19 protein-coding genes are annotated in these 18,634 nt (G+C 72.0%); 13 read left to right on the top strand and 6 right to left on the bottom strand.

Annotation, left to right across the window (positions count from 1 at the left end):
- Positions 1-131: 131 nt before the first annotated feature.
- Positions 132-848, bottom strand: coding sequence for an IclR family transcriptional regulator (locus OG587_RS45515; RefSeq protein WP_329085241.1), 717 nt, complete (start codon positions 846-848; stop codon positions 132-134).
- Positions 849-918: 70 nt separating this feature from the next.
- On the opposite strand from OG587_RS45515, the gene leuC reads away from it, so the two are divergent.
- The 4 genes from leuC (at position 919) to OG587_RS45495 (ending at position 3,591) form a co-directional block, all read left to right on the top strand.
- Positions 919-2,295 (top strand): 3-isopropylmalate dehydratase large subunit, encoded by a 1,377-nt coding sequence (gene leuC, locus OG587_RS45510; protein ID WP_329085240.1) that lies wholly within the window; start codon positions 919-921, stop codon positions 2,293-2,295.
- A 12-nt stretch (positions 2,296-2,307) separates the two neighbouring features.
- On the top strand, positions 2,308-2,895 hold the full coding sequence (leuD, locus tag OG587_RS45505) for a 3-isopropylmalate dehydratase small subunit (protein WP_329085239.1): 588 nt from the start codon (positions 2,308-2,310) through the stop codon (positions 2,893-2,895).
- Positions 2,874-3,128 (top strand): hypothetical protein, encoded by a 255-nt coding sequence (locus tag OG587_RS45500; RefSeq protein ID WP_329085238.1) that lies wholly within the window; start codon positions 2,874-2,876, stop codon positions 3,126-3,128. The genes leuD and OG587_RS45500 overlap by 22 nt, the downstream gene beginning before the upstream one ends.
- A 163-nt stretch (positions 3,129-3,291) precedes the next feature.
- Positions 3,292-3,591 carry an HU family DNA-binding protein gene (locus OG587_RS45495; protein ID WP_329085236.1) on the top strand — a complete coding sequence of 100 codons (300 nt, stop codon included), beginning with the start codon at positions 3,292-3,294 and terminating at the stop codon, positions 3,589-3,591.
- A gap of 162 nt (positions 3,592-3,753) precedes the next feature.
- On the opposite strand, the gene OG587_RS45490 is transcribed toward OG587_RS45495, so the two are convergent.
- Both OG587_RS45490 and cofC read right to left on the bottom strand, forming a co-directional pair.
- On the bottom strand, positions 3,754-3,957 hold the full coding sequence (locus OG587_RS45490) for a hypothetical protein (protein WP_329085233.1): 204 nt from the start codon (positions 3,955-3,957) through the stop codon (positions 3,754-3,756).
- 246 nt (positions 3,958-4,203) lie between these two features.
- Positions 4,204-4,899, bottom strand: coding sequence for a 2-phospho-L-lactate guanylyltransferase (gene cofC, locus OG587_RS45485; protein WP_329085232.1), 696 nt, complete (start codon positions 4,897-4,899; stop codon positions 4,204-4,206).
- A 67-nt stretch (positions 4,900-4,966) separates the two neighbouring features.
- Between cofC and OG587_RS45480 the strand changes: the two genes are divergently transcribed.
- From OG587_RS45480 to OG587_RS45465, 4 genes are all read left to right on the top strand, one after another.
- Entirely contained in the window at positions 4,967-5,689 is a 723-nt protein-coding gene (locus tag OG587_RS45480) for a lysophospholipid acyltransferase family protein (RefSeq protein ID WP_329085230.1), read from the top strand.
- Positions 5,690-5,969: 280 nt separating this feature from the next.
- Complete coding sequence (locus tag OG587_RS45475) at positions 5,970-6,980, top strand: NAD(P)H-dependent glycerol-3-phosphate dehydrogenase (protein ID WP_329085229.1); 1,011 nt, start codon at positions 5,970-5,972, stop codon at positions 6,978-6,980.
- Positions 6,981-6,996: 16 nt separating this feature from the next.
- The gene (locus OG587_RS45470) at positions 6,997-8,223 is read left to right on the top strand and encodes a trans-sulfuration enzyme family protein (RefSeq protein ID WP_329085227.1); all 1,227 of its coding nucleotides are present in this window, start codon (positions 6,997-6,999) and stop codon (positions 8,221-8,223) included.
- Between the two features lie 50 nt (positions 8,224-8,273).
- Positions 8,274-9,383: a D-alanine--D-alanine ligase family protein gene (locus OG587_RS45465; protein ID WP_329085225.1), complete on the top strand. Its 1,110-nt coding sequence runs from the start codon at positions 8,274-8,276 to the stop codon at positions 9,381-9,383.
- On the opposite strand, the gene OG587_RS45460 is transcribed toward OG587_RS45465, so the two are convergent.
- Together OG587_RS45460 and OG587_RS45455 are read right to left on the bottom strand one after the other, a co-directional pair.
- On the bottom strand, positions 9,366-9,812 hold the full coding sequence (locus OG587_RS45460; RefSeq protein WP_329085223.1) for a DUF3515 family protein: 447 nt from the start codon (positions 9,810-9,812) through the stop codon (positions 9,366-9,368). The genes OG587_RS45465 and OG587_RS45460 overlap by 18 nt on opposite strands.
- A gap of 86 nt (positions 9,813-9,898) precedes the next feature.
- Positions 9,899-10,132: an Lrp/AsnC family transcriptional regulator gene (locus tag OG587_RS45455; protein ID WP_030913587.1), complete on the bottom strand. Its 234-nt coding sequence runs from the start codon at positions 10,130-10,132 to the stop codon at positions 9,899-9,901.
- 51 nt (positions 10,133-10,183) lie between these two features.
- Here OG587_RS45455 and OG587_RS45450 point away from each other — a divergent pair, with 51 nt between their 5' ends.
- From OG587_RS45450 to thiD, 3 genes are all read left to right on the top strand, one after another.
- On the top strand, positions 10,184-11,140 hold the full coding sequence (locus OG587_RS45450; RefSeq protein WP_329085221.1) for a thiamine-phosphate kinase: 957 nt from the start codon (positions 10,184-10,186) through the stop codon (positions 11,138-11,140).
- 225 nt (positions 11,141-11,365) lie between these two features.
- Complete coding sequence (locus OG587_RS45445; RefSeq protein ID WP_329085219.1) at positions 11,366-12,322, top strand: hypothetical protein; 957 nt, start codon at positions 11,366-11,368, stop codon at positions 12,320-12,322.
- 215 nt (positions 12,323-12,537) lie between these two features.
- Positions 12,538-13,347: a bifunctional hydroxymethylpyrimidine kinase/phosphomethylpyrimidine kinase gene (thiD, locus tag OG587_RS45440; RefSeq protein ID WP_443075365.1), complete on the top strand. Its 810-nt coding sequence runs from the start codon at positions 12,538-12,540 to the stop codon at positions 13,345-13,347.
- Between the two features lie 278 nt (positions 13,348-13,625).
- Here the strand turns inward: thiD and rpmB are convergent, their stop codons facing one another.
- Positions 13,626-13,811: a 50S ribosomal protein L28 gene (gene rpmB / locus OG587_RS45435; RefSeq protein ID WP_012894387.1), complete on the bottom strand. Its 186-nt coding sequence runs from the start codon at positions 13,809-13,811 to the stop codon at positions 13,626-13,628.
- 464 nt (positions 13,812-14,275) lie between these two features.
- Here rpmB and OG587_RS45430 point away from each other — a divergent pair, with 464 nt between their 5' ends.
- Positions 14,276-15,862 carry a DAK2 domain-containing protein gene (locus tag OG587_RS45430; protein ID WP_329085215.1) on the top strand — a complete coding sequence of 529 codons (1,587 nt, stop codon included), beginning with the start codon at positions 14,276-14,278 and terminating at the stop codon, positions 15,860-15,862.
- A 69-nt stretch (positions 15,863-15,931) separates the two neighbouring features.
- Positions 15,932-18,103, top strand: coding sequence for an ATP-dependent DNA helicase RecG (recG, locus tag OG587_RS45425; protein WP_329085213.1), 2,172 nt, complete (start codon positions 15,932-15,934; stop codon positions 18,101-18,103).
- The last annotated feature ends 531 nt before the right edge of the window (positions 18,104-18,634 follow it).

The raw sequence follows: 18,634 nt of genomic DNA, 5'->3' as shown, positions 1-18,634 counted from the left end.
TCCGGTGGCCCGCTCGCCACCGGCCGGTACGGCGCGTCGGCCCGGTGGTCCGTCAGCCGCCGTTCGCCGCGGCGTGCCCGCCCGCCGTCGGCTGTCCGCCGGCCGATCCTCGGTGGGCTTTTGGCCGGCCCTCAGTTGGCGCGGCGCATCGACTCGGTGATCCGCTCGGCGGCGGTGACCACGGGGGCGGCGTGGAGGCGGCCGGGGGTGCGGGTCAGGCGCTCGATCGGGCCGGAGACCGACACCGCGGCGACCACCTTGCCGCCCGCGCCCCTGATCGGCGCCGAGACGCTGGCCACGCCCTGCTCGCGCTCGCCGACGCTGTGCGCCCAGCCCCTGCGCCGTACGCTCGCCAGCGTGGCCGCGGTGAACTTGGCCCCGCGCAGGCCCCGGTGCAGGCGGTCGGGCTCCTCCCAGGCGAGCAGGATCTGCGCCGCCGAACCGGCGAGCATCGGCAGTGCCGAGCCGACCGGCACGGTGTCGCGCAGCCCGCTGGCGCGCTCGGCGGCGGCCACGCAGACCCGCTCGTCACCCTGGCGACGGTAAAGCTGCGCGCTCTCCCCGGTCAGGTCCCTGAGCTGGGTGAGAACCGGGGAGGCGACGGCCAGCAGCCGGTCCTCGCCGGCGGCCGTGGACAACTCGGACAGGCGCGGGCCCAGCACGAATCGGCCCTGTGTGTCGCGGGAGACGATGCGGTGGTGCTCCAGCGCGACGGCCAGCCGGTGGGCGGTGGGCCGTGCCAGGCCGGTGGCCTGAACGAGCTGTGCGAGGGACGCCGGGCCTGCTTCGAGGGCATTGAGCACGAGGACGGCCTTGTCGAGTACGCCGACTCCGCTAGAGTTGTCCATACACCGATACTGCCGTCTCGACATATGAGAAAGCAAGTGGGAGTGGGACAGCCGATCGCAAGGAGGCGACATGGGCCGCACGCTCGCGGAGAAGGTATGGGAGCAGCACGTCGTGCGACGTGCCGAAGGAGAACCCGACCTGCTCTACATCGACCTGCACCTCATTCACGAGGTCACGAGCCCGCAGGCGTTCGACGGCCTGCGCCTGGCCAATCGCCCCATCCGGCGGCCCGAGCTCACCATCGCCACCGAGGACCACAACGTCCCGACCGTACGCGGTCCCATCGAGGACCCGGTGTCGCGGGTGCAGGTCGAGACGCTGCGCAAGAACTGCGCGGAGTTCGGTGTCCGGCTGTATCCGATGGGTGACGCGGGCCAGGGTGTGGTCCACATCATCGGCCCGCAGTTCGGCCTGACCCAGCCCGGCATGACGATCGTGTGTGGTGATTCTCACACCTCCACCCACGGTGCCTTCGGCGGCATCGCGTTCGGCATCGGCACCTCCGAGGTCGAGCACGTGCTGGCCACCCAGACGCTGCCCGCCTACCGGCCGAAGACGATGGCCATCGAGGTCTCCGGCGAGCTGCCGCCCGGCGTCACGGCCAAGGACCTGATCCTGGCGATCATCGCCAAGATCGGCACCGGCGGCGGCCAGGGCTACATCGTCGAATACCGCGGCGAGGCCATCCGCGGGCTCTCCATGGAGGGCCGGATGACCGTCTGCAACATGTCCATCGAGGCGGGCGCCCGCGCGGGCCTGATCGCTCCGGACGAGACCACCTTCGAGTACCTCAAGGGCCGTCCCCACGCGCCGTCCGGTGCCGACTGGGACGCCGCGGTCGCGTACTGGAAGTCGCTGGTCACCGACGAGGACGCCGTCTTCGACACCGTCGTGGAGATCGACGCCGCGACGCTGACCCCGTTCGTCACCTGGGGCACCAACCCTGGCCAGGGCGCCCCGCTGGGGACGTCCGTGCCGCGCCCGGAGGACACCGACGACCCGGCCGCCGCCGCCCGCGCCCTGGAGTACATGGGCCTGACCGCGGGCACCCCGCTCCGCGAGGTCAAGGTCGACACGGTCTTCGTGGGCTCCTGCACCAACGGGCGCCTGGAGGACCTGCGGGCCGTGGCCGACGTGCTGCGCGGGCGCCAGGTCGTCACGCGCACGCTGATCGTGCCCGGCTCGATGCTGGTCAAGCTCCAGGCCGAGCAGGAGGGGCTGCACGAGGTCTTCAAGGACGCGGGCGCCGAATGGCGCGAGGCCGGCTGTTCCATGTGCCTGGGCATGAACCCCGACACCCTCGCCCCCGGCGAGCGCAGCGCCTCGACCTCCAACCGCAACTTCGAGGGACGTCAGGGCAAGGGCGGCCGTACGCACCTCGTGTCCCCGCAGGTCGCCGCCGCGACCGCCGTCACCGGCAAACTCACCGCGCCCGCCGACCTGTAAGGAGTCCTCGCGATGGAAGCGTTCGTCACCCACACCGGCCGGGCCGTGCCGCTGCGCCGCAGCAACGTGGACACCGACCAGATCATCCCCGCCGTCTGGCTCAAGCAGGTCAGCCGGACCGGTTTCGAGAAGGGCCTGTTCTCCGCCTGGCGCGAGGACCCCGCCTTCGTCCTGAACGACCCCGTCCACGAGGGCGCCACGATCCTGCTCGCCGGACCCGACTTCGGCACCGGTTCCTCCCGCGAGCACGCGGTCTGGGCCCTGCAGCAGTACGGTTTCCGCGTCGTGATCGCGGCCCGCTTCGGGGATATCTTCCGTAATAACTCCACCAAGATGGGTCTGCTCCCGGTCGTCCTGCCGGGCGAGGTCGTCGAGGCCCTGCAGTCCGCGGTGGAGGCGGACCCCACCCTGGAGATCACCGTCGACCTGGGAGAACGCCAGGTCCGCTGGAGCGGAGAGGTCGCCGCTTTCGAGATCGACGACTACACGCGCTGGCGGCTCACGGAGGGCCTGGACGACATCGGGCTGACCCTGCGCAACGCCGATGCCATAGGGGCATACGAGAATGGTCGGCAGCCATGGCTGCCGACGACCGTCTGACGAGTTCAGAACACGAGCTGGCGTGGCGGTTGCGCGAGGCGCACCGCCGCGTCCGGTCCCTGCCCGTCCCCGCCGAGGAGAGAAAACGTCTCGCCAGGCGTCTTCTGGCCATCTGCGATATGGCCAAACGCGACCTCGAACACGCCGCCGGGCGTCTTGATTTGTTCCTTCTCAGCATTGATGTCTTGGTTTCAGATACGCCAAGCACTGGAAACATTGCGGAAGGTGATTGAGTCATACGGCTCCGTCCCCTAATTTCAAGCGGGCAAGGGGTTTCTCATCGTGATCGTTGATGCGAGATCTGTGATGAGACCCCTTGCCGTGACAAATCGGGTGAGACGGGTTTTCTGCCTCGTGACCCACTCCCGGACATCGGTAAGCAGGGGGAGCAACCTTATGAACAAAAAGGAACTCGTCGACGCCATCGCGGATCGGGTGGGCGACAAGAAGACGGCCACCGAGGCCGTGAACGCGGTGCTCGACGCCATCCAGACCGCCGTCGCGAACGGCGACAAGGTCTCGATCACGGGGTTCGGCGCTTTCGAGATGGTGCACAAGCCGGCCCGCACCGCCCGCAACCCCTCGACGGGTGCCGAGATCCGCGTCGCCGAGAGCTGGGGGCCGAAGTTCCGGCCGGGCTCCGACTTCAAGGAACTCGTCAACACCGGCGGCAAGAAGGCGTCGAAGAAGAGGTAGGCCTCGGGCACAGGCGCCCGGACTCCCGCGACGGGAGTCCGGGCGCCCGGCTTTTCCGCCGGGCCCGCCCGGGAGGAGCTCGCCTGAGGATTTTCCAGCGGGGCCTGTCCGGGGGCGTCCATCGGGCGCCGTCCGTCCGGACGGGGGGGAAGTCCGGGGCGGCTATCCGGGCAGGGGGAAGGTCGAGAGGGTGACGTAGGTGACGTCGTCGCCGTCCATGACGATGTTGACCCGCTGGCCGGACCTGAGCAGCCGCAGCGGCCCCGCGTCGAACGCCGCCGTGCCGAACGGGATCCGGGTCCCGTCGTCCAGGAACACCGACCCAGACCGGGTCGCCGGGTCGAAGTCCCGCACCGTCGCCTGCATCCGCCCAGCCTAACTCCCGCCCGGGGACCCGCCCCGTCCGAACCACTTCCACCCGAGGCCGTTCGTCCGACCCCGCCCGCCCGTCCGAGCTCATCCCTCCGAGGCCGTCCGTTCGTCCGAGCCCGTTCGTCCGCCCGAGGCCGTTCGTCCGAGCCCGTCCGTTCGCCCGAGCCCGTTCGTCCGTCCGAGGCCGTTCGTCCGAGCCCGTCCGTCCGACCGGTCCGTGTCTCGCGTGCCGCCCCCGTCTCACCCGCCGATCGGGCCGGACGCCCACCCGCCGTCCCGGCTCGACGCCGAGATCCTCTCCGCCGCCGCCAGCGTGCGGGGGCCGACGCCGAGGGCGAGCGCCAGGCGCAGGTCGTCCGGGGTGTCCACGTCGTGGCGGACCGACTCCACCCCCTCCACGAAGAGCTCCTTGGCGCCGCGCCGCAGGTGCCGTTCCCGCGACTCGCCGCCGAACCCCGGCGTGAACGGCATCCCCGGCCGTACGCCGTAGAAGGTCGTGCCGATCTCGGCGGCGTCGGGCAGGAACACCTGGCCGAACTCCGCGGCGGCGGTCAGCACGCGGGCCAGCTCCGCCGGGCGGAGGGCGGGGAGGTCGGCCTGGAGGGCGCCGACGGCGTCGCCGGGCGCCAGCCGCGCCGCCTCCAGGGCGCCGTGCCGCAGGGCGGCGTTCAGCCCCGCCTCCGGGTCGCCGACCACGTGCGCGCCGACCTCGCCGAGCGCCTCCGCGGCCACCGGGTCGCCCGTCACCACGACCACCCGCGCGACGAGCGCGCAGCTCAGCGCGGCCTCGACGGTGTCGCAGGCGATCGCCACGGCCAGCGCGGCCCGGTGCGGGCCCGCCGCGGCCGACAGGCGGGTCTTGGCGGCGACGAGTGTCTTGACCGGGACGACGAGGGTCCAGCCGGAGTTCTCCGAAGCAGACATAGCCTTAAGCATCCCGCCTCGACATCCCCCGCAGCCAACCGGGAGACTTGGGACGCATCCCGCTCAGATGGAGGAGCCCATGAGACGCCCCGGATGGCCTTCGCGATTCTGGGTCGCCTTCGCCGTCGTGATCGTCAAGCCGATCTCGTGGCTCCTGGTCAAGAAGGACTGGCGTCGCAGCGACCGCCTTCCCAGGACGGGCGGGATCATCATGGTGACCAACCACCTGTCGTGGCTGGACCCCATCCTCGTCGCGCACTTCCTCTACAACCACGGCCGCTGGCCGGTGATCCTCGCCAAGTCGGGTCTGTTCTCGGTGCCGCTGGTCGGTCCTCTGGTGAGGGCGCTGCAGGCCATCCCGGTCTACCGGGGGAGCACCGACGCGGCGCGCTCGCTGGAGGAGTCGCGGCGGCGGCTCGCCGCCGGGGCGTGCGTGATGTTCTACCCGGAGGGCACCTGCACCCGCGACCCGGACTTCTGGCCGATGGAGGGCAAGACCGGCGCGGCCAGGCTCGCGCTGGCCACCGGCGCGACGGTGATCCCCGTCGCCCACTGGGGAGCCCAGGAGATCCTGCCGTACGGTGCCAAGAGGCCCCGCCTGCTGCCGCGCAAGACCTTCCACGTGCAGACGGGACCGCCGGTCGACCTGTCGAAGTACGCGGTGCGCGAGGGGGAGCCGCTCTCCGCCGACGTCCTGCGCGAGGCGACCGCCGACATCATGGCGGCGATCACGGCCCAGCTGGCCGAGATCCGCGGGGAGAAGGCACCCGAGACGCCGTTCAAGCGACCGTCCGACAACTGACTTCGGCGTACGGTGTTGACATCCGCCCCTCCCCGAAGGGAGGGGATTCCCACGGTCGCCCGTGAGAGTTCCTGATTCACCGCCGGTCGCCCGCCAGGAGAAATCCCTTGAGGTCCTACCCCAGCTTTACAGGCGTCTCACCTCTCCGCCATCCCGGCGGTGAGGACGCCGCAGGTCACCCTCGCGGTGACCTGGTGACCGCCGTCGCCGAACCGTACGGCACCGCGCCGAGCCTTCTCCCTCGCCCCGAGGCGGGGGTTTCCACGCCCGAGGAGAACCGATGACCAAGGCGGCTGTGTTCGGCACGGGCTCGTGGGGGACGACCTTCGGCATGATCCTCGCCGGGGCGGGCACCCGGACGACGCTGTGGGGCCGCAGGCCGGAGGTCGTCGAGGCGATCGACCGGCGGCACGAAAACCCCGACTACCTGCCGGGCGCGGTGCTGCCCGAGACGCTGCGCGCCACCACCGACCCCGCCGAGGCCCTCGAGGGCGCCGACTTCGTGGTGCTCGCGGTGCCCTCCCAGACCCTGAGGGAGAACCTGACCCGCTGGAAGCCGCACCTGCCGCCCGACGCGGTGCTGGTCAGCCTGATGAAGGGCATCGAGCTGGGCACCACCAAGCGGATGAGCGAGGTGATCTGCGAGGTCGCCGAGGTGCCCCAGGAGCGGGTCGCGGTGGTGTCGGGCCCCAACCTGGCCGGTGAGATCGTCCGGGGCCAGCCGGCCGCCACCGTGGTCGCCTGCACCGACGAGCGGGCGATGGAGCGCCTCCAGGAGGCCTGCTACCTGCCACCCTGGTTCCGCCCGTACACCAACCCCGACGTCATCGGGGTCGAGCTCGGCGGGGCCGTCAAGAACGTGATCGCCCTGGCGGTCGGCATCTCTGCGGGGATGGGACTCGGCGACAACGTCGGGGCGATGCTGATGACGCGCGGGCTGGCCGAGATCTCCCGGCTGGGCATGGTGCTCGGCGCGGACCCGCACACCTTCGCGGGCCTCGCGGGCATGGGCGATCTGGTGGCGACCTGTACATCCCCATTGTCGCGGAACCGTACCTTCGGTGAGAATCTGGGGCGGGGCATGACACTGGACGAGGTCATCGCCGCGACGAAACAGACCGCCGAGGGGGTCAAATCCTGCGAGTCGGTGCTCGAACTGGCCAGAAAACACGACGTGGAGATGCCGATCACCGAGGTGGTGGTGGCCGTCGTCCACGACGCGATGCCCCCCAGCGAGGCCGGGGTGCTCCTGATGTCGCGGACTCCCAAGGCGGAACGGTACGGCCTGTGAACGGACAGCGTGGTCGATGAACAGACGGATGCGCAGGCGCAAGGGCGAGAACACCCGGTCGGTGCACCTGCCCGCTCCCGAGACTCCCCGGCAGACCCCCCTCGGTCTTCCCGTGTGGCGCAGCTCCGCGTGGGGCTTCGGTGACTCCGCCGGGTACGCCGAGGTGTTCGACGAGAAGGGCCCCGGTTACGCGTACGGCCGGATCGACAACCCCACCACCGCGGCCTTCGCCTCGGCGGTGGCCTCCCTGGAGGGTGCCGCGGCGCCCGAGGACGTGGCGGGGCAGGCGTTCGCCTCGGGGATGGCCGCCGTCAACGCGGTCCTGATGACGTTCCTGCGCGCGGGCGCGCACATCGTGGCCCCCACCCCGCTGTACGGCGGGACCCACTCGCTGATCACGAACGTGCTGGCCAGGTTCGGGGTCGGCGCGGACTTCGTCGGCTACGGCGAACTCGCCAGGGTGCAGGCGGCGATCAAACCCAACACGAAGATCATCTATGCGGAGACGCTGTCCAACCCCACCATGGCCGTCTCCGACATCCGGGGCCTCTACCGGATCGCCCGCGCCGCGGGGGCGCTGCTGGTGGTCGACTCCACCTTCGCCACCCCGATCGTGTGCCGCCCCCTCGAACACGGCGCCGACCTGGTGATCCACTCCGCGACCAAGTATCTCGGCGGCCACGACGACTGCGCCGGAGGCGTGGCGGTGGGCCGCCCCGACCTGATCGCCCAGCTGCGCGAGGTCCGGATCGACACCGGCGGCAGCCTCTCGCCCGACGACGCGTTCCTGCTCCGCCGGGGGCTGGAGACCCTGCCGCTGCGGGTCCGCCGGATGTGCTCCACCGCGATGGTCTTCGCCGCCGCCGTGGCCAAGCACCCCGCCGTACGCCGGGTCGACTACCCGGGGCTGCCGGGACACCCCGGCCACCAGCTCGCCAGGCACCTGTTCGACTCCGGCCCCGAGGGCACCAGGTACGGTGCCTGCGTGACGATCACCCCGCGCGGCGGCTACGGCGCGGGAGTGGCCCTGGCCGACGCCCTCAAGCTCGTCTCGATCGCCACCTCCGCCGGAGGGACCCGTACCAAGGCCGCGCACGTGGCCTCGACCACCCACCGGCGGCTCGGTGAGGGGTCGGGGGTCGACGCGGCGGCGGTCAGGTTCTCCATCGGGCTGGAGGACGCCGAGGATCTCATCATGGACGTGACCAAGGCGCTCGACTCACTACCCGCATCGGGTAGGTAGGCGCGTCTAACAGCCGGATTGCCCCCTAACAGGGGGTAGATTCGGTCATCATGAGTGAGCAGCACGAACCTCTACCGAGGGTCGCCGTCGTCTTCGGCGGTCGCAATTCCGAGCACGCCGTCTCCATTCTCGGGGCGGGAAGCGTGCTGGGGGCCATCGACAGATCCAAGTACGAGGTGGTCCCCATCGGGATCGCCCAGGACGGCCGGTGGGTGCTCGCCTCGGGGGAGCAGCGCTACGAGATCGAGAGCGGTGAGCTGCCCGCCGTCGACGCGGCGAGCGCGACACTGGCCCTGACGTCCGGCGGCGGCTCGCTGGTGGCGTACGACCCCGGCAGCATCCCCGTCGAGCTCGGCCAGGTCGACGTCGTCTTCCCCGTGATGCACGGCCCCTTCGCCGAGGACGGCACGATCCAGGGGCTGCTGGAGATGGCCGGGGTCCGCTACGTCGGCTCCGGGGTGCTGGCCAGCTCGGTCGGCATGGACAAGGCGTACATGAAGCTGGTCCTCGCCGCGGCCGGCCTGCCCGTCGGCCCGTACGTCGTGATCCGCGACCGCGACTGGCGGACCGACCGCGGCCGGGTCCTCAAGGAGGTCCAGGAGCTCGGCTGGCCGGTGTTCGTCAAGCCCGCGCGCGCCGGGTCCAGCCAGGGCATCTCCAAGGCCGCCAACCTGGAGGAGCTGGAGCGGGCCATCGAGTTCGCCCGCGAGCACGACCCCAAGGTGCTGGTCGAGGCCGCCGTCACGGGCCGCGAGATCGAGTGCGCGGTGCTGGAGTCGCCGGGCGACGAGGCGCCCAGGGCGAGCCTGCCCGGCGAGGTGCTGGTCCACGGCGACCACGAGTTCTTCGACTTCGAGGCCAAGTACCTCGGGGATGACATGTCCCTGTCCGTGCCCGCGGACCTCCCCCAGGAGACGGCCGAGGAGCTGCGGGCGATGGCCGTCCGCGCCTTCGAGGCGCTGGGCTGCGAGGGCCTGTCGCGGGTCGACTTCTTCTACACCCCCGACGGACGGCTGATCGTCAACGAGATCAACACCATGCCGGGCTTCACCGCGATGTCGGTCGCGCCGCAGCTGTGGGCCGCCACCGGGGTGCCCTACGCGGAGCTGGTCGACCGGCTGATCCAGCTCGCGCTCGGACGCTCACCCGGTCTGCGGTAGGGCGCTCTTGATGGGTGCCGCGAGGTCGATCAGCACGTTCTGCGGGGTGTGCTCCCGCGCGATCGTCACCTCGACGTAGGCCTCCCTGCCGATCGCCGTGAACAGCGTCGGCCTGGCCGGGTCGGCGTACCACGCCACCCCGTCGATCTCGGGCACCTGGTCGGTCGGTGACATCCTCACCGGTCGCGGCACCCCGCAGCGCAGGGCGATGCGCGCCTCCCCCCACACGGCGACGTAGGGGGAGGCGGGGGTGGACTCCGTCCGGTCCGCGCCGTCGAGTTTCCGCGGGAGCCGCTCGGCGAGTGCCCGGCACGCGGCGGCGGCGGGCCCCTCGGGAGCCGGCGGCTCGACCCGGACGGCGCCGCCGCAGCCCACCAGGATCAGCAGGGCGAGGACGCACCCCGCCCGGCGGGCGAACCGCAGTGGCATGTCATGTTCCAGACAATCGGGGGTGGGCTCGGGGCCCCGGATGTGGGGCCGGGCACCGACTCGGGTCACGGACCCAGGTTACGGACTCAGATGTGCACGATGGGACACGTCAGCGTGCGCGTGATCCCCTCCACACCCTGGATCTGCGCCACCACGAGCTTCCCCAGCTCGTCGACGTTGCGGGCCTCGGCGCGCACGATCACGTCGTACGGCCCGGTGACGTCCTCGGCCTGCGTGACACCGGGGATGCCCGAGATCTCCGACGCCACGTTCGCGGCCTTGCCGACCTCGGTCTGGATAAGGATGTAGGCCTGCACCATAACGACCTCCCGGGCGATTGGATCAGTGCCGAAGGGCCACCGTACCCTGTGATGAACGGGAGGTGTGTCATCACAGTCGGAGATCTCGGCGAATTCGGGGTTATTGCACGTATTGCCGGACGTTTGCCACAAGGTAGGACCGTGTTGCTCGGCCCCGGGGACGACGCCGCGGTGGTGAGCGCTCCCGACGGGCGGGTCGTCGTGACGACTGACCTGTTGATTGAGGGTAGGCACTTTCGCCGCGATTGGTCCAGTGGCTACGACATCGGCCGCAAGGCCGCGGCGCAGAATCTTTCCGACGTCGTGGCGATGGGGGCCGATCCCACCGGTCTCGTGGTCGGTCTCGGATTGCCCGTCGACGCCGCCACCGGCTGGCTGGACGAGCTCACCGACGGCTTCCGCGACGAGTGTGATCTCGTCGGCGCCAGCGTGGTGGGTGGCGACATCACCCGCTGCGACCTCGTCGTGGTCGCCGTCACCGCTCTCGGCGACCTGGGCGGCCGGGCACCGGTCACCCGGTCGGGGGCCCGTCCCGGCGACGTGGTCGCCTTCGCGGGCCGCCTCGGGCACGCCGCCGCCGGGCTCGCGCTGCTCCGCGCGGGCCTGACCGGGCCGGTGGAGCTGATCGACGCCCACCGCCGTCCGAGTCCCCCCTATGCGCGTGGCCCGGAGGCCGCCGCGCTCGGCGCGACCGCCATGCTCGACGTGAGCGACGGCCTGCTCCAGGATCTCGGCCACGTGGCGGTGGCGGCCGGGATCGCGCTCGTCCTCGACCCGGAGGCGTTCGCCGTCCCACCGGCGATGCGGGAGGCCGCCCGGCTGCTCGGCGTCGATCCGCTGGAGTGGGTTCTCTCCGGCGGCGAGGACCACGCGCTCGCCGCGACCTTCCCGGCCCACGTACGGCTCCCGGAGGGCTGGAACGTGGTGGGCCACGTCGTCGAGGGTGAAGGCGTGCAGGTCAAGGGCCTTTTGCTCGATCGCGGAGGCTGGGATCACTTCCGGGAGTGATGCTTACCACTTCCTGCGACATCTGTGAAAATTGCGACAAACGGTTATCTAACTGGTATGAAGATGGGCGGTCGAGATTCCCTTCGAGAAAGGGGCCATATGGGCCGCCACGGGGCAAACGGGGAAGAGGCTTCCTCGAACCGGGGTAAACGCGGGCCGGAGTCCGCTCCGGGACCGGGTCGGGAGGACGAGCCGATCGGGCGCCGGCTTCGTCCCGAGGAGTCGGTGATCGCCGAGACCCGGACGGGTTTCCTGGGGTCGGGATGGACTTCGGAGTCCGAGCTGTCCGACACGTCCACGGCGTCCACCGCGTTCGACCCGTGGCCCGAGGACGAGGAGAGGTCCGGCGGGCGCGTCAGGAAGACGTTGCTGGTCGTCGCCGCGGTGGCCGTGGTGCTCGGCGGGACCGTGGTCGGCGTCCGGGCCCTGGCCGGCTCCGAGAGCCCGGCCGACTGCCCGCCCGCCGGTTGCGTCGCGGCGGCGTCGAACCAGCCGGTGCCCGAGGCCGACGCCACCGGCCTCGCCGAGGAGCCCGCCGAGGAACCGGCGCCGGACGACGAGCCCTCGGAGGCGGGCGACGAGACACCGGAGCCGGGTGGCGAGAGGGCGAGGTCCACGCCCGCCCCCGACCGCACCTCCACCCGCAGGGGAGGCGGGGTCACCTCCACCCCCCGGCCCACGCCGACGCGGAAGGCCACCCGCGCCCCGCTCACCGACGAGCCGTCGCTCACCGACGAGTCCGCCGATGAGCCCACGTCCGATCCCACCCCCCAGCCTCTCGTCGTCAGTGACCGGACGCAGGCTCCCGCCGAGCTGCCCCTGAACAGTGCCGGGCCCGATCCCGTGCCCAGCGAGACGACCTTCAGCGCGCCCCCGCCCGCCGGGGGCGCCGCGATCACGGTCGGCGCCGACGTCGTGCAGGACGGGTCGCGGAGCTACACCGTCGAGCTCGTGGTCGCCGCGAACGAGAACGTCGAGAACCTGAAGGTGAGCGTGCCGGTCAGCGGGGAGGTCTCCTCGGTGAGCGGGGCGGAATGGGAGCAGGTCGGCGACAACCTGGTGATCGAGTCGCCGGACGGCCTGGGAGCCGGTGAGGAGCTCGTCGTCACCTTCACCGCGCGCGGTGACGCGGAGATCCCGGCGAGCTGCCAGAGCGACCAGGGAGAGTGCTCCGTCGCCTGACCCGGAGTGTCGCCATGGCGGGCCTTCCGAACCGCCCAAGTCATCCCAGAGCGGCCAGAGACGGACTTTCGCCCCAAAACAGTGTCTGGGTTCCCCCAGTGGCGGGAGCCGGTGGAGGAGGCGTCTCGGCCCCCGGGAGCGGTGTTGGAAGGCCCGGCGTCCGGGGGCGGGGAAAGCCGGGGGAGCGCTTCGCGGGCCGGGGCGGGGCTGGTTGGATGAGGACCATGACCGTTTCGACCCCCCCTCGCGTGCTGACCGTCGCCGGCTCCGACTCCGGAGGCGGCGCCGGCATCCAGGCCGATCTGAAGACCATGCTGGCCCTCGGCGTGCACGGCATGAGTGTGATCGCCGCGGTGACCGCACAGAACTCGGTGGGCGTGCAGGGCTACTGGGAGCTTCCCCCGGAGGCGGTACGGGCCCAGCTCGACTCGGTACTCGGTGACATCGGGGCCCAGGCGGTCAAGACCGGAATGCTCGCCTCACCCGTGCTGGTGGAGACGGTGGCCGAGGTCCTGGCGAGGCTGGACGTGCCCGTCGTGGTCGATCCCGTCGGGGTCTCCAAGCACGGCGACGCGCTCCTGGCCCCCGAGGCCGTGGAGACGGTGAAGTCGCGCCTGCTGCCCACGGCCACGGTGGTCACCCCCAACCTCTGGGAGGTCCTGCAGCTCACCGGGGTGAAGGTCGAGGACGAGGCCGACCTGCGCCGGGCCGCCGACGCGGTCCTGGAACTCGGGCCCGGGTGGGCGCTCATCAAGGGCGGTCACCTGCCGGGTGCCCCGGTCGACCTGCTGACCGACGGCACGCGGGAGTTCCGCTTCACCGCCGAGCGCCACGACAACCGGCACACCCACGGCACGGGCTGCACCCTGGCCTCCGCGATCGCCTCCCACCTCGCCCTCGGCGAGGACGTCCCGTCTGCGGTGGAGAAGGCGAAGGCGTACGTCACCGGCGCGATCGCGCACGGCTTCCCCCTGGGAGCGGGCATCGGCCCGGTGGACCACGCCTGGCGCCTGCGCGCCTCCTGACCGGGAGGGTCTCCTGGAGCGGGGCGGCTCTTGAAGCAGGAGGTCTCCTGGAGCGGGGCGGCTCTTGAAGCAGGAGGTCTCCTGAAGCGGGGCGGCTCTCGAAGCGGGAGGTTTCCTGGAGCGGGGCGGTCTCTGAAGGGGTGGTCCCTGAAACGGGAGTCTCCCGAAGCGGGGCGGCTCCTGAGGCGGGACGGCCTCTGCGCGGGACGAAGGCCCGTCGGGAACGGCGAAGCCCGCCGACCCCAACGAGTGGGACGGCGGGCTTCGCGAAGGTCTGGCTAGCGGGTGACCTTGCCGGCCTTGATGCAGGAGGTGCACACGTTCAGCCGCTTCGGCGTGCCGTTCACCACTGCGCGCACGGGCTGGATGTTCGGGTTCCAGCGGCGGCGGGTGCGGCGGTGCGAGTGGGAGACGTTGTTGCCGAAGGTCGGCTTCTTAGCGCAAACGTCGCAGACGGAAGCCACGGTTCGCTCCTTATATCAGTCGAGAGGCTCGATCCGCCGCACTGGCGGCGGTCATCGGGCACGCCGGGACGACCGGCTGGCCACACGAGGATATCCGATGTCCGGCCCTGCACGCGAACGCGAGCCGCCGTGAACGGTCGAACGGGGATAATCTCCGGAGGCAACCGTAGCGCATTCCAGGACACGCCACGGCTGGTCTCCTCCGGAGAGCCGAGAACCGGGATCGGGGACGGAGGCGACGCGACCGGGATCGGCGGGGTGGTGAGGGCGCGGGGCCGTCGGAGCCCTCGGAGGCGGAGCCACCGGAGGCGGGCGGGTCGCGGAGCCGGAAGACGCCGGGTGCGCCGGGTCGTCAGATGCGTCAGGCGCGCCGGACGCGCCGGGGACGCGCCGATCATGGCCCGGGAGATGTCCCGGGCCGTTGTGGCCGTCCGGCGGGCGTGAGCAGGAGCAGGAGGGCAGGAATGCTGCAGGTTCTCGACCCGCTCGCGGTGCGCAGATGGTCGCGGCTGGCCGCCGAGACGCTGGGGAGGGCACGCGAGGAGATCGACGCGCTCAACGTCTTCCCCGTGCCCGACGGTGACACCGGCACCAACCTGCACCTGACCATGCTCTCCGCCGCCGAGGCGCTCGACGGGCTGCCCGACGACGCCGGGGCCGAGGCCACCTGGCGGGCGTTCGCGCAGGGGGCGCTGCTCGGTGCCCGCGGGAACTCGGGAGTGATCGTCAGCCAGGCGCTGCGCGGTCTCGCCGAGGTGCTCAGGGAGGCCGAGGGACGCGGCGCCGACCTCGGGCGGGGCCTGGTCAGGGCCGCCGAGCTGGCCCGCGCCGCGGTGTCCAGACCGGTCGAGGGCACGATCCTGAGCGTCCTGACGGCCGTGGCCGCGGCGGTGCGCGACGGGCGGGAGGATCTCGCCTCGGTCGCGAGGAGGGCGGCGGGGGAGGCGCGCTCCGCGCTCCGCCGCACGACGGGGCAGCTCGACGTGCTGGCCCGCGGCGGGGTGGTCGACGCGGGCGGCGCGGGTCTGACGATCATTCTGGAGAGTCTCGCCGCCGTCGTCACCGACTCGTACACCGGGCGGGTGGACATCCCCGCCCCGGCCCACCGGGTCGTCCCGGAGACCGCCGTGGAGGCCGGGGAGGGCGGAGACGGCCCCGGCTACGAGGTCATGTACCTGCTGGACGCCGGGGCCGAGGAGGTCGCCGCGCTGCGCGAGGAGCTCGACGCGCTCGGCGACTCGCTGGTGATCGTGGGCGGGGACGGCCTGTGGAACGTCCACGTCCACGTGGACGACGCGGGCGCGGCGATCGAGGCGGCCATGAGGCTGGGCCGCCCCCACCGGATCAAGGTGACGTACCTGGTCGGCTCGGGCAGGATCCACCCGGCCGCGCGGGGGCGGGGCGTGGTGGCGGTGGCCGCGGGGCCCGCGCTGGCGGCGGTGTTCGAGGAGGCGGGGGCCGTGGTCGTACGGCGCGAGCCCGGTTCGAGCCCGCCGCTGGCGGCGGTGCTCGCCGCCATCCGCGAGGCCGGATCCGAGGTCGTGGTCCTGCCCAACGACAGTGGGACGCGCGAGGTCGCGGCCGCCGCCGCGGAGATCGCCAGGGAGGAGGGCCTGGTGGTCGGCGTCCTCCCTACCAGGGCCTCGGTGCAGGGCCTGTCGGCGCTGGCCGTCCACGACCCGCTGCGCCGCTTCGACGACGACGTGGTGGCCATGACCGAAGCCGCCGCGCACACCCGCCACGGGCACGTCTGGGTGGCCGACCGCGAGGTCATGACGAGCGCGGGCCTCACCGCGCCCGGCGACGTCCTGGGGGTGGTCGACGGTGACGCCGCGCTGATCGGCACGGACCTGGCGGCGACCGCGCTGGAGGTCGTACGCCGCATGGTCTCCTCGAGCAGTGAGCTGGTGACCGTCCTGGAGGGCGCCAACGCCCCCGAGGGGCTCGCCCGCGCCGTACAGGACCATCTGGCCGAGACCAGGCCGGACATCGAGGTGGTCGGGTACGAGGGCGGGCAGGGCGGCTACCCGCTGCTGATCGGGGTGGAATGAGGCGGCGCCGAGCGGCCGGGTAGGCCGTGGCGGATGAATTCTGTCGCCTGGGCACGGTAGAAAACGGGGGTGACGAGCTTCGACGAGCCGCTGGCGAAGGCGCTTGACCCCAAGACGGCCAAGTTGCTGGAGAGTGTTCTCGACCTGCGCACCGTCGGCGATCTGCTGCGGCACTACCCGCGGCGCTACGCCGAGCGGGGCGAGCTGACCGACCTCGACGACCTGCGGGTCGACGACCACGTCACCGTGGTGGGCGAGGTCACCAGGGCGATGCGCAGGCCGATGCGCAACAAGGGCGGCACCTGGCTGGAGGTCGAGGTCGTCGACGCCCGGGGGAGCAAGATCTACCTGTCGTTCTTCGGCAAGACGTCCCACATCGCGGAGACGCGGCTGAAGCCGGGCCGGCGTGGCATGTTCGCCGGGAAGGTCGGCGCCTTCGGCCAGGGCGAGAAACGCAAGTGGCAGCTCTCCCATCCCGAGTTCGAGATGATCGAGGAGAGCGAGACGGGCGCCGAGGAGTTCGCCGCCGCGCTCGTGCCCATCTACCCGGCGGGCAGGGACGTGACGCCCTGGGCCATCCGCAGGGCGCTGGGCGTGGTCCTCGACACGATGGGGGAGCTCGACGACTCGCTCCCCGCGGAGCTGCGCGCCCGGCACAGGCTTCCCGGCCTGTCGGAGGCGCTGCTGGCGATCCACCGGCCGCGTGACCACGCCGACGTGGCCAGGGCCCGCAAGCGGCTCAGGTTCGACGAGGCGTTCCTGCTCCAGGCGGTGCTGCTGCAGCGCCGGATGGTCGCGGCCTCCTGGCCGGCCACGCCCCGGCCCGCGATCTCCGGCGGGCTGCTCGCCGACTTCGACGGGCGGCTGCCGTTCGAGCTCACCGAGGGCCAGCGCGAGGTGGGCGAGGAGATCGCCGCGGACCTGGCCCTGTCCCACCCCATGCACCGGCTGCTCCAGGGCGAGGTCGGCGCGGGCAAGACCATCGTCGCGCTGCGGGCGATGCTCCAGGTGGTCGACGCCGGAGGGCAGGCGGTGCTGCTGGCCCCCACCGAGGTGCTCGCCCAGCAGCACCACCGGTCGATCTCGGCCATGCTCGGAGACCTGGCCACCGGCGGCATGTTCGGCGGCACCGCGGTCGCCCTGCTGACCGGCTCGCTGGGCGCCGCGGCCCGCCGCTCGGCCATGCTCGACGCGGCCTCGGGCGCGGCGGGCATCGTCGTCGGCACCCACGCGGTCCTGCAGGAGCGCGTCCAGTTCGCCGACCTCGGCCTGGTCGTGGTCGACGAGCAGCACCGGTTCGGCGTCGAGCAGCGCGACGCGCTCCGCGAGAAGGCCGGGGGCGGCCGCCCGCACGTGCTCGTCATGACCGCCACGCCCATCCCCCGCACCGTCGCCATGACGGTCTTCGGCGACCTCACGGTCTCCACGCTCTCCCAGCTGCCCTCGGGCCGTGCCCCGATCACCACGCACGTGGTCCCCGCCGCGGAGAAGCCGCACTTCCTCGACCGGGCCTGGACGCGGCTGCGCGAGGAGATCGAGCTGGGCCGCCAGGCCTACGTCGTGTGCCCCCGCATCGGTGACCTGGAGGGCGACGAGGGCGACATGTCGAAGGCCGACGACGAGCGCAGGCCGCCGCTGGCGGTGCTCGACGTGGCGGAGACGCTCTCGCAGGGGCCGTTGCGCGGGCTCCGCACCGAGGTGCTCCACGGCAAGCTCCCGCCGGAGGAGAAGGAGGCGGTGATGAAGGCCTTCACCAGGGGAGAGATCGACGTGCTGGTGGCGACCACGGTCATCGAGGTCGGCGTCGACGTCCCCAACTCCTCGGTCATGGTCATCATGGACGCCGACCGGTTCGGTGTCTCCCAGCTCCACCAGCTCCGCGGCCGGGTCGGGCGCGGCGGGCTGCCCGGACTGTGCCTGCTGGTGACCGACTCCCCGGGGGGCACGCCCGCCAGGGCGCGGCTCGACGCCGTGGCGGCCACCCTGGACGGCTTCGAGCTGTCCCGTGTCGACCTGGAACAGCGCAGGGAGGGTGATGTGCTCGGTGTGGCCCAGTCGGGGCGCAGATCGTCGCTGAAGATGCTCAGGCTCCTCCGCGACGAGGACGTCATCCACGCCGCGCGCCTGGACGCCGAGGCCATGCTGGAGGCCGACCCTGAGCTGGCGGGCCATCCCGTGCTCCGCGCGGAGATCGACGGGCTCCTCGCGGACGAGCGCGCGGAATACCTGGAGAAGACCTGATGGGGCGGGCGGCGAGGGGGCCGAGGGCTCCTCGGGGCAGGGGCGTCCACCGGCCGCGGGACGCCCGGCGGCGGGGTCGGCAGCGATGCCGGCTGCGACGCCTGGCCCCGGTGTCCGATGGGATGCCCGGCCGTACGCCCGGTCGCGGTGTCCGGCGCGACGCCTGTCCGCGGCGTGGGGCGGGATGCTCGGCCGGTACGCCCGGTCGCGGTGTCCGGCTGTGATGCCGGGCCGGGATGCCGGCCCTGAGGCCCAACTGCGGGGACGGCCTCCCCCCGAATGCCGTCCCCGCTTGGGCCCACTCCCGGGTCAGGTGCCGAGAGCACCGGCGTGCGGAAGGGCTCACGATCACGCCGGTCGGCCTCCCCCTGGGTCACTTGGAGGCCGCAGGAATCATCATGCAAGGGACCGGCACCGGACGGAACGACCCTTACGCTTTCGTCGCCACTCCTTGCCCACTCTTGACCTAGATCACCTACCAGGACCCTTTTGACCTGCGGTTATGTGATGCGTCGCGACACGCCGTGCTGC

Origin of the sequence: Streptosporangium sp. NBC_01469 (assembly GCF_036227305.1) — a bacterium.
Lineage (GTDB): Bacteria > Actinomycetota > Actinomycetes > Streptosporangiales > Streptosporangiaceae > Streptosporangium.
The sequence above is the reverse complement of the archived record's forward strand: the minus strand, read 5'-3'. Positions and strand labels throughout refer to the sequence as shown.

Excerpts from the sequence above, each read along its gene's own strand:
- OG587_RS45515 (WP_329085241.1), bottom strand. The coding sequence starts at position 848 with ATGGACAACTCTAGCGGAGTCGGCGTACTCGACAAGGCCGTCCTCGTG.
- leuC (WP_329085240.1), top strand. The coding sequence starts at position 919 with ATGGGCCGCACGCTCGCGGAGAAGGTATGGGAGCAGCACGTCGTGCGA.
- leuD (WP_329085239.1), top strand. The coding sequence starts at position 2,308 with ATGGAAGCGTTCGTCACCCACACCGGCCGGGCCGTGCCGCTGCGCCGC.
- OG587_RS45500 (WP_329085238.1), top strand. The coding sequence starts at position 2,874 with ATGGCTGCCGACGACCGTCTGACGAGTTCAGAACACGAGCTGGCGTGG.
- OG587_RS45495 (WP_329085236.1), top strand. The coding sequence starts at position 3,292 with ATGAACAAAAAGGAACTCGTCGACGCCATCGCGGATCGGGTGGGCGAC.
- OG587_RS45490 (WP_329085233.1), bottom strand. The coding sequence starts at position 3,957 with ATGCAGGCGACGGTGCGGGACTTCGACCCGGCGACCCGGTCTGGGTCG.
- cofC (WP_329085232.1), bottom strand. The coding sequence starts at position 4,899 with ATGCTTAAGGCTATGTCTGCTTCGGAGAACTCCGGCTGGACCCTCGTC.
- OG587_RS45480 (WP_329085230.1), top strand. The coding sequence starts at position 4,967 with ATGAGACGCCCCGGATGGCCTTCGCGATTCTGGGTCGCCTTCGCCGTC.
- OG587_RS45475 (WP_329085229.1), top strand. The coding sequence starts at position 5,970 with ATGACCAAGGCGGCTGTGTTCGGCACGGGCTCGTGGGGGACGACCTTC.
- OG587_RS45470 (WP_329085227.1), top strand. The coding sequence starts at position 6,997 with ATGAACAGACGGATGCGCAGGCGCAAGGGCGAGAACACCCGGTCGGTG.
- OG587_RS45465 (WP_329085225.1), top strand. The coding sequence starts at position 8,274 with ATGAGTGAGCAGCACGAACCTCTACCGAGGGTCGCCGTCGTCTTCGGC.
- OG587_RS45460 (WP_329085223.1), bottom strand. The coding sequence starts at position 9,812 with ATGCCACTGCGGTTCGCCCGCCGGGCGGGGTGCGTCCTCGCCCTGCTG.
- OG587_RS45455 (WP_030913587.1), bottom strand. The coding sequence starts at position 10,132 with ATGGTGCAGGCCTACATCCTTATCCAGACCGAGGTCGGCAAGGCCGCG.
- OG587_RS45450 (WP_329085221.1), top strand. The coding sequence starts at position 10,184 with ATGAACGGGAGGTGTGTCATCACAGTCGGAGATCTCGGCGAATTCGGG.
- thiD (WP_443075365.1), top strand. The coding sequence starts at position 12,538 with ATGAGGACCATGACCGTTTCGACCCCCCCTCGCGTGCTGACCGTCGCC.
- OG587_RS45430 (WP_329085215.1), top strand. The coding sequence starts at position 14,276 with ATGCTGCAGGTTCTCGACCCGCTCGCGGTGCGCAGATGGTCGCGGCTG.